A 16,958-nucleotide genomic window follows, 5' to 3' on the forward strand; every position below is an offset into this window, starting at 1 on the left:
ACGGCGCATACCATATTCACGCGAACGAATCAACGGGCCTCGTTTGGGCAAATGCACAAGCGCGTTGTTCAGGGGCTTCGCTTCGGAATCATCGCTTGGCGCCTGAATGCTTGAGCATATTTATAGGCAGAGGGGGAGAAGGGTTTTTGGATGCGCACTTATTCGAACAGCTGGTCGAGCGTCATGCCTTCGAAGTAGGCGACGTAGCTCTCGAGCACGCGCTCGTAGGCGCGGCGCACGTCGGGCGCGATTGCGGCGTGCGCGCGCTGGTCGCGCCGCTCACGTGTGGAGTCCTTCGCGTCCTCGTCGAGCGCCTCGATCACCTGCAGAAGCGTGATCTCGGAGGGGTCCTTCGCCAGGCGGTAGCCTCCGTTCTTGCCCGGGCGCGCCTCGATGATCCCCGCGTTGCGCAGAAGCTGCGCGAGCTGGATGAGATAGTCGCGCGGAATGGACATGCCCTGGGCGATGTCGCGCGACGAGCAGGTCCCTCCCTGCGCGGCAAGGTACAGAACGGCGCGCAGCCCGTAGTCTGTCGAGGCTTTGAGTTGCACAGCACCCTCCTAACGTAAGCGTTTGGAAAGACTGTACCCGAGAAGAGCCCCGCAGCCGGCTGCGCGCCGCAGGTGTTTCTAAGTTGTAAGCGAGGGCGCGAGCGCAGTTCGCGAACGAGGCGCGGGCGGGCGCCTGCACGGCGCGGCGCGCGGGCGGGGCGCACTCCGTACGCGTCCACCGCCCGCGCCCGCGCGCCCGCCGCCCGCGCCGCCCGCGACCGCCCTCGTTCCCTCGCGTTAGCTCGCGGCCGTCTCCGCCTCGAGCTCGCGCTCGTACTCGCGGTCGGTCGCGCCCTTCACGCTCGGCGGCTTCACGTCGAACGGGACGCTCGGCGTCACCAGGCTCACGAGCGGCACCACCGCCAGCGACAGCAGCATGCACAGCGCGCCGCAGTTGATGGGGCTCGCGATGAGCGGCGCGCCCGCGAAGCCCATGCCCATGTTGACGGCCGTGAGGCCCACGCCGATGGCGAACGAGCACCACACCGACGCCTTCGAGATGCGCCCAGAGTACAGGCCCCACAGGAAGGGGCCGAGGAACGAGCCGGCCAGCGCTCCCCACGAGTAGCCCATGAGCTGGGCGATGAACACGATGCTCGAGTGGTACTGCAGAAGGGCGATGGCCGCCGAGAGCACGATGAACACCACGAGCAGGCCGCGCATGCACACGAGCTGCTTCTTCTCGGACATGTCCCTCACCACGTTGTCCTTGATGAGGTCGATGGTCAGCGTCGAGGACGACGTGAGCACCAGCGACGACAGCGTCGACATGGACGCCGACAGCACGAGCACGATCACCAGGCCGATCAGCACGTCAGGCAGCGTGGAGAGCATGGTGGGGATGATGGAGTCGTAGATGGGCGTGCCGTTGGCGGCGTACTCGATCTGGTCGGCGTACAGGCGCCCGAAGCCACCGAGGAAGTACGAGCCGCCGGCCACCACGAACGCGAACAACGTGGAGATGATGGCGCCCTGCTTCACCGCCGGGCCGCTCTTGATGGCGTAGAACTTCTGCACCATCTGCGGCAGGCCCCACGTGCCGAGCGAGGTCAGGATGACCACGCCGATGAGGTTGAACAGGTCAGGCCCAAAGAAGCTGATGAACGCGCCCTGCATGTCGGTCCCCGGCGCCTCGATCTGCGAGAGCGAGATGACCGCCTCGGAGAAGCCGCCGTTGCTCATGATGACCGCCGTGATGACCGCCGTGATGCCCAGGAGCATGACGATGCCCTGGATGAAGTCGTTCATGACCGTGGCCATGTAGCCGCCGACTACCACGTACACGCAGGTCACGATGGCCATGCCGATTACGCACACGTCATAGGGCAGGTTGAACGCCATGCCGAACAAACGCGACAGGCCGTTGTACACGCTCGCGGTGTAGGGGATGAGGAAGACGAAGATGATGGCCGCGGCCGCGATGCGCAAGGCCTTCGACTGGTAGCGCTTGCCGAAGAACTCCGGCATGGTCTGCGCGCCAAGGCGGTGCGTCATCTCGCGCGTGCGGGGGCCGAGCACCCACCACGCCAGAAGCGAGCCGAGGATCGCGTTGCCGATGCCCGCCCACGTGGCCGCCAGGCCGTACTTGAAGCCGAACTGCCCCGCGTAGCCGACGAACACGACGGCCGAGAAGTAGCTGGTGCCGTACGCGAACGCGCTCATCCACGGGCCGACGTTGCGCCCGCCGAGCACGAATCCGTCCACCGTCGAGGTGGTCTTGCGGCAATACAGGCCCACGCCCACCGCGATCGCGATGAACACGAGGACCAGGAGAATCTTGACTGCCATTGCTTTCCTTCTTCTTGTGCGCGCCGCCAGGCGGCGCATAGTCGAACAGGTTTTTCTCGGGAAGGCGCACACGACCTCCGCCCCGAAACGAGTGCAAAAAAATAGCACCGGGGCGAAACCCGTGTGCTACCAATATCGATAATATCGCTGTGAGATCTGGGCGCAGGACGACTTCTGGGCGAAGTGCTCGCTCATGATGGCCTGCTCAGCCTCGCCGGTACACTTCTGCGCGAAGTGCTGCGTCATGATGGCGCACCCGTCGATGCTCGCAATGCCGATATGTCCTCCCAGGAAAAACATGTGAACCACTTTACCACATTAAAGCGCCCTGCGGGAGTTTTTTTCGAGGAGTGCGGGTGCGAGAGGATGCGCATGCGGCATCGTAGTGAGGACGGCTCCGAGCCCGCGAGAGAGTGCAAAGCGCTGACGCGCTTGCTTTTGGCGCCATGGGGCTTGGGCGCTCCCGCGCATTATGACGCGGGCACGCGCGCTTGAGCTCGCAAGAGTTTTGCATCCCCGCTTCGTCCCAGGCAGAGCGCCCGCGTCAGGTATCCATCCCGTGCCATCCCGGGCAGCTTTGTCCCCCCTATGCCGCCAGAGCAGTAGGTCGCTTTCTCGCGTCATTCCGGGCAGAGCACCTGCGTCAGGCGCCCTCCTCGTGCCATCCCGGGCAGTGGGTTGTTCTTGTGTGTCATCCTGAGCGGAGCGCCCGCAGGGCGCGGAGTCGAAGGATCTGGTCGCGAGTGGATGGCGCGTGCGGGCGCGCCGTGCCCGGGGCCGGATCCTTCGACCCGCTTCGCTCGCTCAGGATGACACGAGGGGCTGCTCGCCCAGGGATGGCATGGGAAGGGATGGCGCTGCAGGGTTCCTGGGGTCTTCACGCCGAGGGGCGTGCAGATTTTTCGAGCTGTTTTGGCAGAAATCTTCAGATATTGGTCGTCTTATCATTGGATTATGGGGGTCAGCCCGCGGGCGAGAATTCCTGACCTGCGGATACGCTGAGAGTCGCGAGGCGCGGGCCTCCTGGTTGGTGATGTTTCGGCCTCGGAGAGACAAATATCTGAAGATTTCTGCCAAAATGCCCTGTCAAATTTGCACGATGCTCTGGCTCCGGCCTCGGCGTCGCGTGATGTGCGCGACCGTGCGGACGCGCGCGCTTGCGCTCGCAAGAGCCTTGTATCCCCCGCTTCGTCCCAAGCAGAGTACCCGCGTCAGGTATCTCCCCCATGTCACCGAGCGCATACCTGCGCCATCCTCCCGTGTCATCCTGAGCGCCCGCAAGGCGCGGAGTCAAAGGATCTGGCCGCAGGCGGGTTGCGCAGGCGGGTTGCGCGGGCGGGTTGCACATGCGGGCGCGCCGTGCCCGGGGCCAGATCCTTCGACTCGCTTCGCTCGCTCAGGATGACACGGAGAGGGACGCTCACTCGGTGACGCGAGGAGAGGACGCTCGTCCAGGATGACACGGGGAAGGCTGCTCACTCAGGACATGAAGAAAGACTGCCACCCATGATATGAGGAGGGCACTTGCCTGGAAAGACGCAGGAGGGCACGCCGGGCTGGGGTGCGCCCTCCTGTTCGTCGCTCTCCTTGCGTTCGCCGTCCTTCTCGTCGGCTTTCTCGCCTTAGTACCGGGAGTCGAAGATTCGCTTGGTCTTCTTTTCCGAGCGCGGGAGCTCGCCCATGGGGACCCCCTTCGCATCGGGGGTGCAGCCGAGCTTCGCCTTGAAGATCATGGCGAGCTCCTCTTCGCAGCGGGCCTTGTCCTCGCCCTCGAGCGGCGTCTCGAACAGGACCGTGAGCACGTCCTTGCCCGAGATGTTCTCGATCATCACCTGGTACTCGGAGCTGGTGCCGTTGGTGATCTGGATGACCTCCTCCACCTGGGCGGGGAACATGTTACAGCCCTTGACCTTGAACATGTCGTCGGTGCGGCCCGTCAGCGTGGCGATGCGCGGGTGGCGGCTGCCGCAGGCGCACTCACCTGGGACGATGTGCGTCAGGTCGTGCGTGCGGTAGCGGATGAGCGGCGCGCCCTCCTTCTGCAGCGTGGTGAGCACCAGCTCGCCCTCCTCGCCGTCGGGCAGGACCTCGCCCGTGTTCGGGTCGACCACCTCGATGTAGACGTAGTCGTCCCAGATGTGCATGCCCGAGTGCTCGTCGCAGCTGATGCCGATGCCGGGGCCGTAGATCTCGGTGAGACCGTAGATATCGTAGATCTCGATGCCGAGCTCGTTCTGAATGCGGCTGCGCATCTTCTCGCCCCAGCGCTCGGAGCCGATGACGCCCTTGCGCAGCTTCAAGCGGCTGCGGATGCCGCGCTTCTGGATCTCCTCGGCCAGAAGCAGCGCGTACGAGCTGGTAGCGCCGATGACCGTGGAGCCCAAATCCTCCATCATCTTGAGCTGCTTGTCGGTGTTGCCGGGGCCCATGGGGATGGCCATGGCGCCGAGGCGCTCGGCGCCGAGCTGGAAGCCGATGCCCGCCGTCCACAGGCCGTAGCCCGGCGTGATCTGGATGCGGTCGGTGTTGGTGACGCCCGCCATCTCGTAGCAGCGCGCGAACTGGATGGCCCAGTCGTCGACGTCCTTCTGGGTGTAGGGAATGATGACCGGCGTGCCCGTGGTGCCCGAGGAGCTGTGGATGCGCACCACCTTCTCGTCCGGCACGGCCTGCAGCCCCAGCGGGTAGGCGGCGCGCAGGTCGTCCTTCTCGGAGAAGGGCAGCTTCTCGAAGTCGGCCTGGGTCTTGATGTCGCCCATGTCGACGCCTTCGAACTTCTTGGCGTAGAAGGGGCTGCGCTCCTTCAAGTTGGCGAGCTGCTTCTTCAGCATGTCGAGCTGTGCGGAGGTCATTTCCATGATGGTCTCTTTCTGTGGAGGCCGCAGCGCGCGCAGGCGCGCGACGGCGGCTTGACGAACGGAACGCGGCGGCAACGCGAGACGTGCGCTGAATGAGCAGATGCGAAGCCGACCGGAAAAATGCGCGGCGCTTCAAACCCGGCGCACGCCGCGCCTAAGCGCAGCCCGCGGGCTTGAAGCTAAAGCCATCGCCCAGCCAACGCGTTGCGCGCGGCGAGCAGAGAAGAGATGTCGTCCATCAGAAGCATGTTCGCTATTGTACGCTAAAGCACTCGCGGCGCAACCGGTCGCAAGTGCTTTTTCGGCAAGAAATTGCGGAACCGTTTCCCGACGTCGAAGTCTGGGCGTGTTCCGCCTGCAGCTGAATCTTACCACGGAAGCACTTCCTTGAGAACGCGTAGGCCCTGTGTCATCCTGAGCGAGCGAAGCGAGTCGAAGGATCTGGCCCCGGGCATGGCGCGCCCGCATGCTCCATCCGCTTGCGGCCGGATCCTTCGACTCCGCGCCCTGCGGGCGCTCCGCTCAGGATGACACACAAGAGCAACATGCTGCCCAGGACGACACGGGGTGAGTACCTGATGCGGGCGCTCCGCTCAGGATGACACGGGGGAAAGGCAACCAGACACCCGGGAGGGCGCGAAGAGTGAGTGCAAGCGCGTGTCCGCGTCATGGTGTGCGGGAGCGCCCAAACATCGTGGCGTTAAAAGTAAGCGCGTCAGCGCTTTGCACTTTCTCGCGACAAGCGCATGACCGTCTGCACCGCAGCGCCCGCGGGGCTGGCGGGGGCGGAGCGTGGAGGGCGCCCCGCCCCACTTTGCGCTTTACTGCCCGCCCAGGTGTTGCACGATACGGTAGACGTTGCCCACTTGGGCGCCGTTCTCGTCGTGGCAGGCGATGACCTCCACGAGGCCCTCCTTGCGGAAACGCGCGATGGCGCGGTCGACGGTCTTCTCGCTGCAGCCGACCGCGTGGGCGATGTCGTTCTTGGTGCAGCGCGCCACGCCGTCAAACACCGACAGCTCGACGATGCGGCCAAGGATTCGCTGCTGGGAGTACGTCAGGCGCTTGACGCAGCTTCCCTCGTTCGTTCTCGGGGTCATGCTACCGCAACCCCCTCCGCCGACGACGAACGCCAAGGGAGCTCGTCCCGCAGGTCAACGCGAAGGAGTCTATCCCCTTGTTGTCAACAGCGATCGCCTGGGATGCGGGGACGAGGAAGAGGCGGTTGCACATGCGAGCACAAGGCCCCTCGTTTTTCATTTTGAAGCCCCCCCCCCCGCAATTTTTCTCCGGCTTTCCATCGGTTTCATCTCCCTACTTCCATCCTCTCTGTCTAGCTCTAACAACTCGTTTCGAGGTCAAACCTCGGGTGTATTACCGCAAGCAACCATAGGTGATTGAACACTTTTTTAGGTGATGTGTCTTCTACGATAAGTAGAGATTTCGCTTGATTTTTTGTGCATCCTGCGACTATTGCCACCCCTCCCCTATGCGCGCTCGTCACTGCGCCGCCCGGCAGCGAACCGCGGGAGAGATTCATCCCTATGCTGTTGACACCCCGAAAAGCCATGCCGCGCAGCCTCCGCCCGATCTCAGGCCTGCGCCCGCAGGCGGGCGGCCAGCACGTTGAACAGAACGCCGCACACGGCGAAGGCGAGCAGGTACGCCTTGCCCACGGTCGTGGTGAGCACGGCCAGGATGTCGCCGAGGGCGGGAACGGAAAGCACCATGCTCCCTTGGAAGTTGGCGTACGGCACGCGCTCGAGGTCCACGTCGGCGTTGGCGTCGCCCTTGGTCTCGAGCGCGCCCTCCACCACGTTGTTGGAGGTCACGCGGTGCACCACCGTGCTGTCTTCGTGCGCGAAGGCGATCACGTCGCCCGCGGCCACGTCGGCGGGGTCGCCCACCGCCACGAACACGGCGCTGCCCACTGGGATGGTCGGCTCCATGGAGCCCGACTCGATGCGCATGACCTGGACGCCGGCCGTGCGCGGCAAGACAGCGGGCAGCAGCAGCGCTATCACGCTTATCAGTATGAGGATGCCCGCGCAGTTGCACGCAGCGGCCGCGATGCGGCGGCTGCGTGCCTTCGACGCTGCAGATCTCCTGTTACCCACCTTCGTCTCCGCAGGTCGTGCGCTATCCCTTGCGATTGGCGCCGCGCGAGCGCTTGTGCATGACGAAGAAACGCCACGCGACGACGCCGACGACCGCGAGCACCAGGCAGGCAACCGCTATGCCCACCGGCGAGGCAAGCCCCCACAGCACCTGCGACTTCCCGTCGGAAGCGTTCACAGCAAGCGGGACGGCGTTGTCGTCGATGGAGGCGATCTCCTCAGGAGCGTCGGACAGGGGCACGCCATCCGAGGGGATGTCGGCAGTGGGAGCCGGGTTCTGCTCGACGGCGCCGTCCTGGCCGGCGGCGCCAGCCCCGGCGTCCGTCGCGCCCGCGGCCCCGGCCGCGCTCGCGGCCCCAGCCGCACCAGCAGCGCCGCCCGCGCCCTCGCCCGCAGCCACGGGCGTGTACACGAACTGGAACGCGTTGCGCGACTCGTCTTCCGAAAGAGTGCCGCTCAGGTTGTACGCCTGGGGCCGATAGCCCTCGATGTAGCGGTACGCCACCACCGGGCGGTCGCCCACGTTGCCCTCGTAGCGCTGCGCGGGAGCCAGCTCGCGCCCGCTCTCGTCAACGTAGGTCACCGTGTAGTACGTGACCGAGCCCCTCATGCCGTAGGCGACCACCAGGTCGACGTCCTCGTCAACGATGAAGGACGACGTGTTCGCCACGGCGAGCGCCGTGTCGTTGTCGCGCCCAGCGAGCTTGATCCCCTTCACGTAGTACTTGCTGTTGTCGGCGACGCGCACCATCTCAGGGTGGAAGCTCCACCGCGACCCCGCGGGGATGCCCTCGTACACCTTGCACTCCCCGCCGTCGACCGTCCCCTGGTTGCCGGCGAACACGCGCACTGTGTACGTGTAACCCGCCTTGCCATTGGCGGCATCGACAGCGTCGGCGGCATGGGCGGCACCGGGGCACAGCGCCCCGCACAGGGCCAGCGCCGCGAAAAGGGCGCCCGCCGCAGCCAGTACGGTCATCCAGGCTCCCGCCAAGGCGCCTCCGCGCGAACGACACGAAGCCGCGACTGTTCCGTTAACGCCTCGCATGCTCGCCTTCCTTTCCCGCCGTCTCCTGCTCGCGCCTCCAACGTCGCCCGAACAGCGCCAGCACGAGCAGCACCACGCCGCTTGCGCCCGCGAGGGTCAGAAGCAAGATCGTGTTCGTACGATCGCCCGTCTGCGGGAGCATCGAGCCCGAAGGACCGCCCGACCCCGACGAGCCGGGCGACACCGACGGCGAGCCAGGCGTCCCCGACGTCCCCGGCTGGCCGGGCGTCGCCGCCAGCTCCACCGCGAACCTCATCTTGATGTCGGCCAGCGTGTCCTGGTAGGCGTTGTTGTTCGTCTCGCCGTCAAGGGAGACCTGCAGCGTGACCAGGCCCTGCTCGCCCGACTTCAGCGTGTCGAGCATCAGGAAGCCCTCGAGCGAGCTGGTGGCCTCATGCAGGCCCTCGCCCGAGCTGCCCACGGACTCGCCGCCCACCTGGTCGCTGCCGAACAAGGCCTTCTCCTGGCCGGACGGTCCCTTATACGTGAGCACGTAGCCGTAGCCGCCGCCGTGCGCCACCGACACGGACGCCTCCAGCGACCTGATGACCTCGTTGGCGAGGTACCAGTCGGTGGTGGCCGCGTGGTCGTTCTTGATGGTCACGGCCACGGTGTTGACGTCGCCCGGCTGCATGTCGGACACCGCGTCGGCGAAGTTCATGTTCTCGGGCGCGTGGACCATCTTCTCGTCGGGCGTGAAGGTCACGCTCCAGTCGGTGCGCCCGTTGTACTCGACGGCAAATGCCGCGCCCGTCGGCAGGGCGGCCGTCACGCACGCAGCGCACAGGGCGAGCGCCGCCGCCAGGAAGAACATTCCCGCGCGGGCGCCCGCTGCGGCGCGCGCGGCACCGCAGGCGCCCTTCTCTCTCCTCATTCCCATAGTCAAAGCCTCCTTAGCCCAGGCTCAGCCGGTCGCCCGACACGACCACGTCCGCGCCCCAGGCGCTCTTCGCGGCGTCCTGGGCGTTGTGGTCCTGCACCGCCTCCACGCAGGCCTCCACGCAGAAGGTCAGGCCGTCGTAGTCGTACGTGGTGGTGATGACGGTGCCCTCGCCCGTCGCGCTCTCAGTCTGGGTCACGCGGCTGCTCACCGCCTTGTTGATGGTCAGCGAGTCGGCGAACAGCGGCGCCACCTCACCGGGATCAAGCAGGTGCGCGTAGTACAGCACCGTGCGCTCGGCGGTGGCCGAGCCCTCGTCCACCAGCCACGCGTCGCCGATGTTCACCAGGTTCAGGTCGATCAGGCTGGGGGAGACGTCCGGACGCTTGGCACCGTGGGCGTCCACCCAGTACCTCGTCACGGTCACGCGCACGAACTGGCTGATCGAGCCCGTGTTCTGCACCGTCAGGCGCTCGTCGTAGGCAACGCCGGGCGCAAGGCGGTCGCCGGGCGCGATCATGTGCTCGAGCAGCCGGCCCTCGGCACCGCGGTACAGGTAGTCGCCCGCCGCGCCGGGCTCGGTGAACGGCACCTCGTCGGGCAGCTTCGTGTTGGTCTCATCCCAGTTGTTCTCGGAGAGGTAGTCGCGCCATGCCACGGGCGCGTCGTTCTCCAGCAGCGAGACGCCGATGTTCTTCATCTCGACGTGGGTCATGTAGTCCTCGGAGAAGTAGGTGAGCGCCGCCTGCGCTGAGCCCACCCCCGATATGCCGAGCAGCAGCACCGCCGCCACGAACAGCGCCAGAGTCACCTTCTGCTTGGCGAGGACGTCCTTCAAGCGCTCCATCAGCGCTCACCTCCCTCGGATGCGTCGCCCGCGTTCCCGGTCTCAAGCTTCACGGACCAGTCGGCGGCCTCGGGCTCCACCGTCGCGCCGTCGGGCTGATACTGCACGGGCGTGGTCTCGTAGATCACCACCACGTTGAACGCATCCCCCGGCTGCGGGGCGGGCGCAGCGTCCGCACCCGACACCGGCACGTCGTTTATCCGCAGGTCAAGCACTGGCGTGGTGGCGCCGGGATCAAGGGTTCCGCGGTAGTAGTAATACCCGTCAGCGGCGAGGCTCCAGTTGGCGGCGCCGCCGGGCTCGCTGTACGTGATGGGGTACTCGCTGGGGCCGTAGGCCCTCACGCGCACGTAGACCGCCTCGTCGGACGCGGCGTCGCTCTGTATGGTGACCGACTTCGTCCAGTTCGCGAAGTTCTCCTCCACCGTGGTGGTGTCGCCCAGCTCGAGCGTGTACCCGCCCTTCGCCTGGCAGTACGTGGTGAAGTACGCGCTCGCCGCGCCTACTCCCGCAACCGCGATGCATACGACGGCCACGGCGAACAGCGCAGCCACCCCGGCAAAGCGCGCCTTCCCGCCGGCCTGCGCGCACGTTCTCTCGCACGATAACGCCATTGCAACTCCCCCTTCCCGCTAGTCCTCAGACGCCGCGGCGCCATGGCTGTAGGCGGGGGTAAGCTCCCAGCCGCCTTTGCCGTATGCAAAGCTGTTGGTCACCGACCCGCCGTGCACCTTGGTGGTGTCGTCGGTGTTGGCGAAGCTCACCTGCGCCACCTGGTCGGCCGCGATGACCGCCGTTCCCTCGGAGGCGCCCGCCACCTGGTAGGACGCGCCCGAGTACACCTCGCGCACCGTCACGGTGGCGCCTGCCGGTATCTTGTTCTCGATCAGGACGCTCTGGCGGCCCGGCTGGTCGAACACGATCGAGACCACGTCGTCGTAGACCTTCTCGCCGTCAACGTCGACGGCCTGCACGCTGAACACGAACGTGGCCGCGCTGTCAACGCCGGTGCCATCGGTTTCGAAGCGGTCGAGCGTCTTTATGATCTCAAGCGAACCCATACGCGGGCTGACCTGCGGCTTGAGCATCGTGTGGACGCTGTAGCGCCAGTCGGCTCCGCTGGCGGTGGTGAGCACCTGCCCTGCGGCCGCCTCGCGCGTGGGCAGCGACACCAACACGGGTTCGAAGGCGCATTCCTTCAGCGCCGAGTACGCCACCGTGGCCGTCTTGCCATCCGCCAGCGTGGTGGCATAGTCATCTGCGGAAAGGTCGGCCCCGTGCGCCACCAGCAGGTACAAGCCGCTGGGAAGCCGATCGAAGTCGGCCTCGCACGGTGCGTCCACACCGCCTGCTGCGTGCATGCTGGCATGGGGCGCGTTCGCGAGCGTGGGCTCGGGCGAGCGCAGGTCAGCGAGCGCAGCGGACAGAGCCGCTTGCGCGAACTGCTGCGAAGCCTGCGTGGCCGTCGCGCCGTCCCCCGACTCCATGGCCTTGTTCAGCGCCGCCACGTCGAGGTTTGCGAAAGGCCCGCCCTCAACCGGCGCGTAGGCGTAGGTGTCGTAGCCCGGCACCTGCTCGGCGCGCGCCACCAGGTAGGCGTCCACCTGGATGCCGGCGTCGGGGCCGGTGAAGGACGCAGCGTCCTCCAGGGCGGCCGTCACCTTGAGGCTGCTCGGCTTGCTCAGGTCCAGGCTGGGCTGAGCCGCCGAGGCCAGGCCTGATGCAGCCAACAGGCACAGCGCGGATGCGACCGCAGCCGCCAGGCAGGCAAGCCACCTGCCCTTCCACGTGGCGGCAGAAGCGTTACCTTTCATGGTCTTCCCTCCTTGCGTCGGGGTTATCAACAGCGGGGTTGCTATCGTCTGGGTTGGAGTTGGCGTCGGCAACGCCAGGGTCGTCAGCGTTGAGTTTTTCAACGGGCTCATCCGGCGTGGATGGCTTGTCGGCCGTCTCAGACGCGCGCGTCCCACCAGTCGTCGTCAACCCGTCGGGCGCGATCGACACCGCGCGCTGGTCCTCCTCGGTCAGGCGCGCAGGCTTGCGCCGGCTTGCCACCAGGAGGCCCATGAGCGCCAGAAGCAGGATCGGCACGGCCACGGCGGGCGCCATGATGTGGATGGGCACGCGACGCGCGTCGCTTTCGCCGGCCAGGTCATCGGGAATGCCGTCCACCCGGTGCCCGCGCACCAGCAGCCGATGCGAGTTCACGCCGTAGGGCGTGCAGGTCTGCAAGGTAGCGTACTCGACGCCATCCTCGGCCATGAGCGCGTCGATCTGCGCAGGCTCCACAATGAGCACCTGGTCAACCTGATAGGCCAGCTCGGTGTCCAAAACGGTAATGGTGAAGTAGTCGCCTTCGTGGATCTCATCCAAGTAGGTAAAAAGAATCGCCGAGGGAAGCCCGCGGTGCGCAGACACCACCGGGTGCGTGCCCACATCCCCCGTCGGGAGGTGCGAGCCCTCCAAGTGACCCGCCGCAATCTGCAGCGTGCCCTCGTCAGTGCCGTGGTAGATGGGCAGGTGAACGTCGATCTTGTCGATGGTGACGTACCCGAGAATTCCGTTGCCCGTTACGTTGAGCGCCTGCTCGTACTCGTCGTTGATGCTGGGGGCCCCGTTGAAACGGTCGCCCAGCGTGTCGAGGTGCGCGTTGTAGTCCCGCGCCTGGGAGAAGAGCGCTACCTTCTCTTCTTCGGTCATGCCGGCCACAGCTTCCTGATAAGAGGCAATGGCGCGCGTGGCGTGCATCGAGTTCCACCAGTCGCTCACCGCCGGATAGCAGAAGATGCCGATGCCCGCGATGAGCATGAGCGCAATGATGACGCTCGAAGACGACACGCGCCGCTTCTTCTTGGGAGGCTTGTCGGCAGGGGCGGAAGCAGATGCGTCAGAAGCCGCGCCATCATCAGCAGACGCGCCCGAAGCTGCCTCGTCGGATGAGGGCACAACAGAAACCGCATTGTCGGGAGCAGGTGAAGCGGGCACCTTGGCTTCGGGAACCGAAGCGTCGCCAAGCGCAGATGCGCCTTTGTTGTCGAGGCCGGAAACCGAGACAGACGTCGACGTGCCCTGCGCATCAGGCGCAGAAGCGGATGTCGGCGCGTCTTTGCTGCGAGACGGTATGTTCTTGCGCTTGAACACCGTAACGAAAGCTGCTCCTTGCGAAAACGAGGGGTGGTCAGTATGCGTTATGTCAGGTTGGTTGATTTGGCCAGGAAGAAAAACCCGTTGCTCGCCGCGCGCCAACGCGAAGGCATCAACCGGCGCGGCAAGACGGGAGCGGATATGCCGCTCCCGTCCGTAGCTTGCGGAAGAACCGCAAAAGAGGGAGGTGCTACGCCGTATGCTTGGCAGAACGACGCTTGATGATGAAGGCAGCCAGAGCGCCCACAATCAGAAGACCGCCACCCACATAGAAGATCGTAGTGCCGATACCACCAGTGGAGGGAAGCGTAGAGCCGGTGTTATTAGCAACTTGCGCGGTTTCGGTTAGCTTATTTTGGTTAATCGTAACAGTATCGCCCGTTTGCGTACCTGCCGCGATAGTAATCGTAACAGGATCCTTCAGCAAGTTGTATCCAGCAGGAGCAGCCGTCTCAAGCAGCTTGTAAGTGCCATCTTTCAGACCGTTAAAATCCTCAGCACCCTTGTCGTTAGTGGTTACCTCAGTTGCATGCGCCTGATCGTCTACCCACTCAACTTTTGCTTTCTCGGTATCGGTGGCAGCAGTGTACTTGTAATACTGCTTAGCGCCATCGACTTCCTTGTACAGAACAAACTTGGCACCAGAAAGCTTTGCGGTTTTATCAGTTTCGTCAGTGGGATTAGCTGCATACTTGTCAATAACGATCTTGGCGCTATAGACAGTCTCCTCGTCAGTCCGAGTCGTGGTCTTAGTGCTGTTAGTAGGATCGTTGCTGTACTCCAGCGTCGCATGGTTTTTCTCGATCGTGGCAACGGCGCTCTCATTTACCGTTGCGGTATACTTCACTTCGATCTTGGCTCCAACAGTGAGTTCCTTAACGAAGATGTCAAGAATAAAGTCGTAATCGCCCGCATCTGTGCCAGTCTTGAGCTCGTATTTGGCCGCATCCGTAAGCTCTACATCATCGATATAAACCTTGACATTGTTGTTAAAGGTCAGACCAGTGGACATCTTGTCAGTGATACGATACGTGTACGTAGCAAACTCAGTCGTGTCAGGCACCTTGCCTGTGATCGTATAATTAACAACCTCACCGATCTCGACGGAGCTCTTGTCATCAACCTTGTCGAAAGTCATATCATTCTTGTCGTGAATGGTAACAGTGGGATTGGTGGTTGTCAGGTTGCACAGCGCACCGCTGGTGCTGGAAACAAAGTAATAACCCAGATCCAGGCCGGAAACAGTGGCCTCACCGCCAGCGACTGTCAGGCTGTCACCGGTCTTGCCGGTCTTCTTTGTATTTAGATATTTGGCAAAACTCGGAGCAGAAAAATTGTTTTCCGTGATCGTCACCACATAGGTGGATGGATCACTGGCTGAAGGCGTCAGCGTAATGCCATTAGCGGTGTATACACCATTGGCGCCTGCTTGTGGTGTGCCCTCTGTAAATGTACCATCTGTATTGACCGTACAATACATGTACCCCAGCACATCGTTAAACCAAGCAGAATTCTTGGTGGTATCAGTATTGTTGCCCACAATCGTGTAGGCATATGCGCTCTTGTCTGTGCTATACGTTACATCGAAAATCTTATAGGCCGTATAGGTCTGGTCCTTTTGCGGATTGTCGATGGTAATGGTGCCCGTTTCGGTAGTAGGCGTAGGCTGTGATGTTTCGCCAGCGCCAAAGGCGGCGGCAGGGACCAGCAGCGCTGCCATGAGCACAGCCACTGCTACGCTCGTTAGTTTTCTTAATGCGGATTTCATCTCTTTCCCTTCAATCGTAGTTTGGCGCCGAGGCGCCCTTCCTTGCCGCTTGCGCGGCTTTCCTCACCTTAGGGAGGTGCCCCCTTTCTCACGCTCTCTATAGTTCCTCCTCTCCTGTTCATTTCTCATACTGCATCTATTTCTCACCAAGGCTTTCGCCTGGTCAATTTCTCTTTCTGCGCACATCGCGCGGGTGCTTGCCACGGCCCTAGCGGTTCACACGGATCGCGTAGATCGCACCAGCCGAGCCTTCGCGACTCATGCCCGCGCAGTCTTTCGCCCGCCTGGACTTGCGCCCGCCCGAGCCTTCGCCCGCCTAGCTTTCGCCTAATTCACTGGCCCGAACCGGTTGAGCGGCCAGACGCGAAGTGCCAGCTTGCCGACCATGTCGTCGGGCGACACGCACCCGATCTGGCTGCTGCGGCTATCCACGCTCGTTTGGCGATGGTCGCCCATCACGAAGTGTTTGCCGTCGGGCACCTGGAACGGCAGTCTGATGTCGCACGTCCCGAGCGCCTTGTCGGTTACGTAGGACTCGTCCAGCTCCTCCCCGTTCACCGACACGTTGCCGTCCTTGTCAATGTCCACCCAGTCGCCCGGGCCCGCGATCACGCGCTTCACCAGCACGTTGTTGTTGTGGTAGAACGCCACCACGTCGCCCTGCTGCAGGTCGCTCACGCCCAGCGTCATCACCACGTCGCCGTCTTCCAGCGTGTCGGTCATGGACGAGCCGCTGATCACCAGCGTGGGCAGCATCAGCACCGCCGCGAGCACCGCCACCGCCGCAACCACCACCAGACCCAAGATTGTGCTGGTCGTGATGCGGCGCTTGGTCTGCCGGCTTCGCTCGCGCTCGAGCTCGGCTTTCACCGATTCGGTGTTCACGAACACCGCCTGGCACGTGATCTCAGCCGGGGTCACCGCCTGTCCGTCGTCGCTCACGCATCAGCCGCCTTCGAGCTGTTGCCCGCCCGGCTTTCGCCGGCGGGCGGGGCGGGAGATACGGGGGATGGCTCATCCTGGTTCTGGCTCCCGTCGGCCGCTTGCGCGAGCGTTTCCGCTTCTTGGCTGCCACCAGCCGCAGCCCACGTTGCTGCGTCCCGCTCCCTTTCGGGAGAGGTAGTCGCTGCTGAACGGGCAGGCTGGCCGTCAAGATCCCCACACACCTCTTGCAAGCTGGCGATATACCAGTCCGCCGTGGCGTTGAACGCCTCGAGCGCGCTGCGCACGCCCTTGGCCGCGTTCGTGATAATTCGCGCGTGCCTCTGCTCTTCTTCCTTCGACACCTCCAGTTCATCAAGTCGCGCCTGCATCAGCGCGATACGCTTGTCCTTATCATCAAGGCGCCCTTTCAGGCGCTCGATTTGCTCGTCCTTGGCGTCGAGCTTCTCGCGCAGCCGCGCGTTCAGGCTGGTGCAGCGCTCGAACTCGTCCGCGACGTCGCGCAGGTAGTCCTGCAGGCGCTCGGCGTCCTTGCTCTGCGTCAGCAGCAGCTGCAGCAGGTCCTCGCGGCTGAGACGCGACAGGTCGCGCGACTTCGTGACGATGACGTTCTCCAGGGAGGGAGCCGTCATGGCTTGCTCGGTTGCCAGATCCGCCGGTTGGCCACCGTCCGACCATTTAGCCGCTGGTTGCACCAGCCGATCAGCGTCCGACCACTCGGCCGTTGGCTGCATCTTGGGTGCAGAGAGAGCGTCCACAGGCGGTACGTCGCCCGCCTGCGTCTCAGCCGTCGGCGCATCACTCGCCCACGCCTCGACCACAGGGAGGGTGGTCGATGGCTCTGCGTCAGCCTCCGGCCGCACCTCAGGTTCAGGTAAAACGGCTACGGACGGCGCATCAGCCAGCTGCGAATCGGACGCCTGGCCATCACGCTCTTGCGACCCGGCCACCCGCACATCAACCGCATCGGTCGCCTTTCTCTTCCTGTCGAACAATCCCATGGGCACTCTCACCT

15 protein-coding genes are annotated in these 16,958 nt (G+C 64.2%); all 15 read right to left on the reverse strand.

Annotated elements, in window-relative coordinates; all coding sequences use genetic code 11:
- Window positions 1-158 precede the first annotated feature (158 nt).
- Entirely contained in the window at window positions 159-551 is a 393-nt protein-coding gene (locus tag G7Y50_RS10215; RefSeq protein ID WP_165056563.1) for an Rrf2 family transcriptional regulator, read from the reverse strand.
- Window positions 552-788: 237 nt separating this feature from the next.
- Window positions 789-2,339 carry a sodium:solute symporter gene (locus G7Y50_RS10220; RefSeq protein ID WP_165056786.1) on the reverse strand — a complete coding sequence of 517 codons (1,551 nt, stop codon included), beginning with the start codon at window positions 2,337-2,339 and terminating at the stop codon, window positions 789-791.
- A 126-nt stretch (window positions 2,340-2,465) separates the two neighbouring features.
- On the reverse strand, window positions 2,466-2,639 hold the full coding sequence (locus G7Y50_RS10225; protein ID WP_165057053.1) for a hypothetical protein: 174 nt from the start codon (window positions 2,637-2,639) through the stop codon (window positions 2,466-2,468).
- Window positions 2,640-3,961: 1,322 nt separating this feature from the next.
- The gene (locus G7Y50_RS10230) at window positions 3,962-5,197 is read right to left on the reverse strand and encodes a phenylacetate--CoA ligase family protein (protein WP_165056788.1); all 1,236 of its coding nucleotides are present in this window, start codon (window positions 5,195-5,197) and stop codon (window positions 3,962-3,964) included.
- Window positions 5,198-6,018: 821 nt separating this feature from the next.
- Entirely contained in the window at window positions 6,019-6,297 is a 279-nt protein-coding gene (locus tag G7Y50_RS10235) for a helix-turn-helix domain-containing protein (RefSeq protein WP_165056789.1), read from the reverse strand.
- A gap of 492 nt (window positions 6,298-6,789) precedes the next feature.
- A complete protein-coding gene (locus G7Y50_RS10240; RefSeq protein ID WP_165056790.1) occupies window positions 6,790-7,314 on the reverse strand; it encodes a signal peptidase I in 525 nt (174 codons plus the stop codon).
- 22 nt (window positions 7,315-7,336) lie between these two features.
- The gene (locus G7Y50_RS10245) at window positions 7,337-8,293 is read right to left on the reverse strand and encodes a MucBP domain-containing protein (protein WP_165057056.1); all 957 of its coding nucleotides are present in this window, start codon (window positions 8,291-8,293) and stop codon (window positions 7,337-7,339) included.
- A gap of 55 nt (window positions 8,294-8,348) precedes the next feature.
- Window positions 8,349-9,242, reverse strand: a complete 894-nt coding sequence (locus G7Y50_RS10250; protein WP_165056580.1) for an LPXTG cell wall anchor domain-containing protein — start codon at window positions 9,240-9,242, stop codon at window positions 8,349-8,351.
- A 13-nt stretch (window positions 9,243-9,255) separates the two neighbouring features.
- Entirely contained in the window at window positions 9,256-10,089 is an 834-nt protein-coding gene (locus G7Y50_RS10255; RefSeq protein ID WP_165056579.1) for a hypothetical protein, read from the reverse strand.
- Complete coding sequence (locus G7Y50_RS10260; RefSeq protein WP_165056578.1) at window positions 10,089-10,703, reverse strand: hypothetical protein; 615 nt, start codon at window positions 10,701-10,703, stop codon at window positions 10,089-10,091. The genes G7Y50_RS10255 and G7Y50_RS10260 overlap by 1 nt, the downstream gene beginning before the upstream one ends.
- Window positions 10,704-10,721: 18 nt before the next feature.
- The gene (locus G7Y50_RS10265) at window positions 10,722-11,903 is read right to left on the reverse strand and encodes a DUF5979 domain-containing protein (protein ID WP_165056577.1); all 1,182 of its coding nucleotides are present in this window, start codon (window positions 11,901-11,903) and stop codon (window positions 10,722-10,724) included.
- Window positions 11,893-13,230 (reverse strand): class C sortase, encoded by a 1,338-nt coding sequence (locus G7Y50_RS10270; protein WP_206214833.1) that lies wholly within the window; start codon window positions 13,228-13,230, stop codon window positions 11,893-11,895. Before G7Y50_RS10270 ends, G7Y50_RS10265 begins: the two co-directional genes overlap by 11 nt.
- A gap of 193 nt (window positions 13,231-13,423) precedes the next feature.
- Complete coding sequence (locus G7Y50_RS10275; protein ID WP_165056576.1) at window positions 13,424-15,001, reverse strand: SpaH/EbpB family LPXTG-anchored major pilin; 1,578 nt, start codon at window positions 14,999-15,001, stop codon at window positions 13,424-13,426.
- A gap of 327 nt (window positions 15,002-15,328) precedes the next feature.
- The gene (gene lepB, locus G7Y50_RS10280) at window positions 15,329-15,943 is read right to left on the reverse strand and encodes a signal peptidase I (protein ID WP_206214834.1); all 615 of its coding nucleotides are present in this window, start codon (window positions 15,941-15,943) and stop codon (window positions 15,329-15,331) included.
- A complete protein-coding gene (locus G7Y50_RS10285) occupies window positions 15,940-16,944 on the reverse strand; it encodes a hypothetical protein (protein WP_165056575.1) in 1,005 nt (334 codons plus the stop codon). The genes lepB and G7Y50_RS10285 overlap by 4 nt, the downstream gene beginning before the upstream one ends.
- Window positions 16,945-16,958 lie beyond the last annotated feature (14 nt).

It is taken from the genome of Adlercreutzia sp. ZJ176, from assembly GCF_011038975.1.
In the GTDB taxonomy this organism is placed as follows: domain Bacteria; phylum Actinomycetota; class Coriobacteriia; order Coriobacteriales; family Eggerthellaceae; genus CAAEEV01.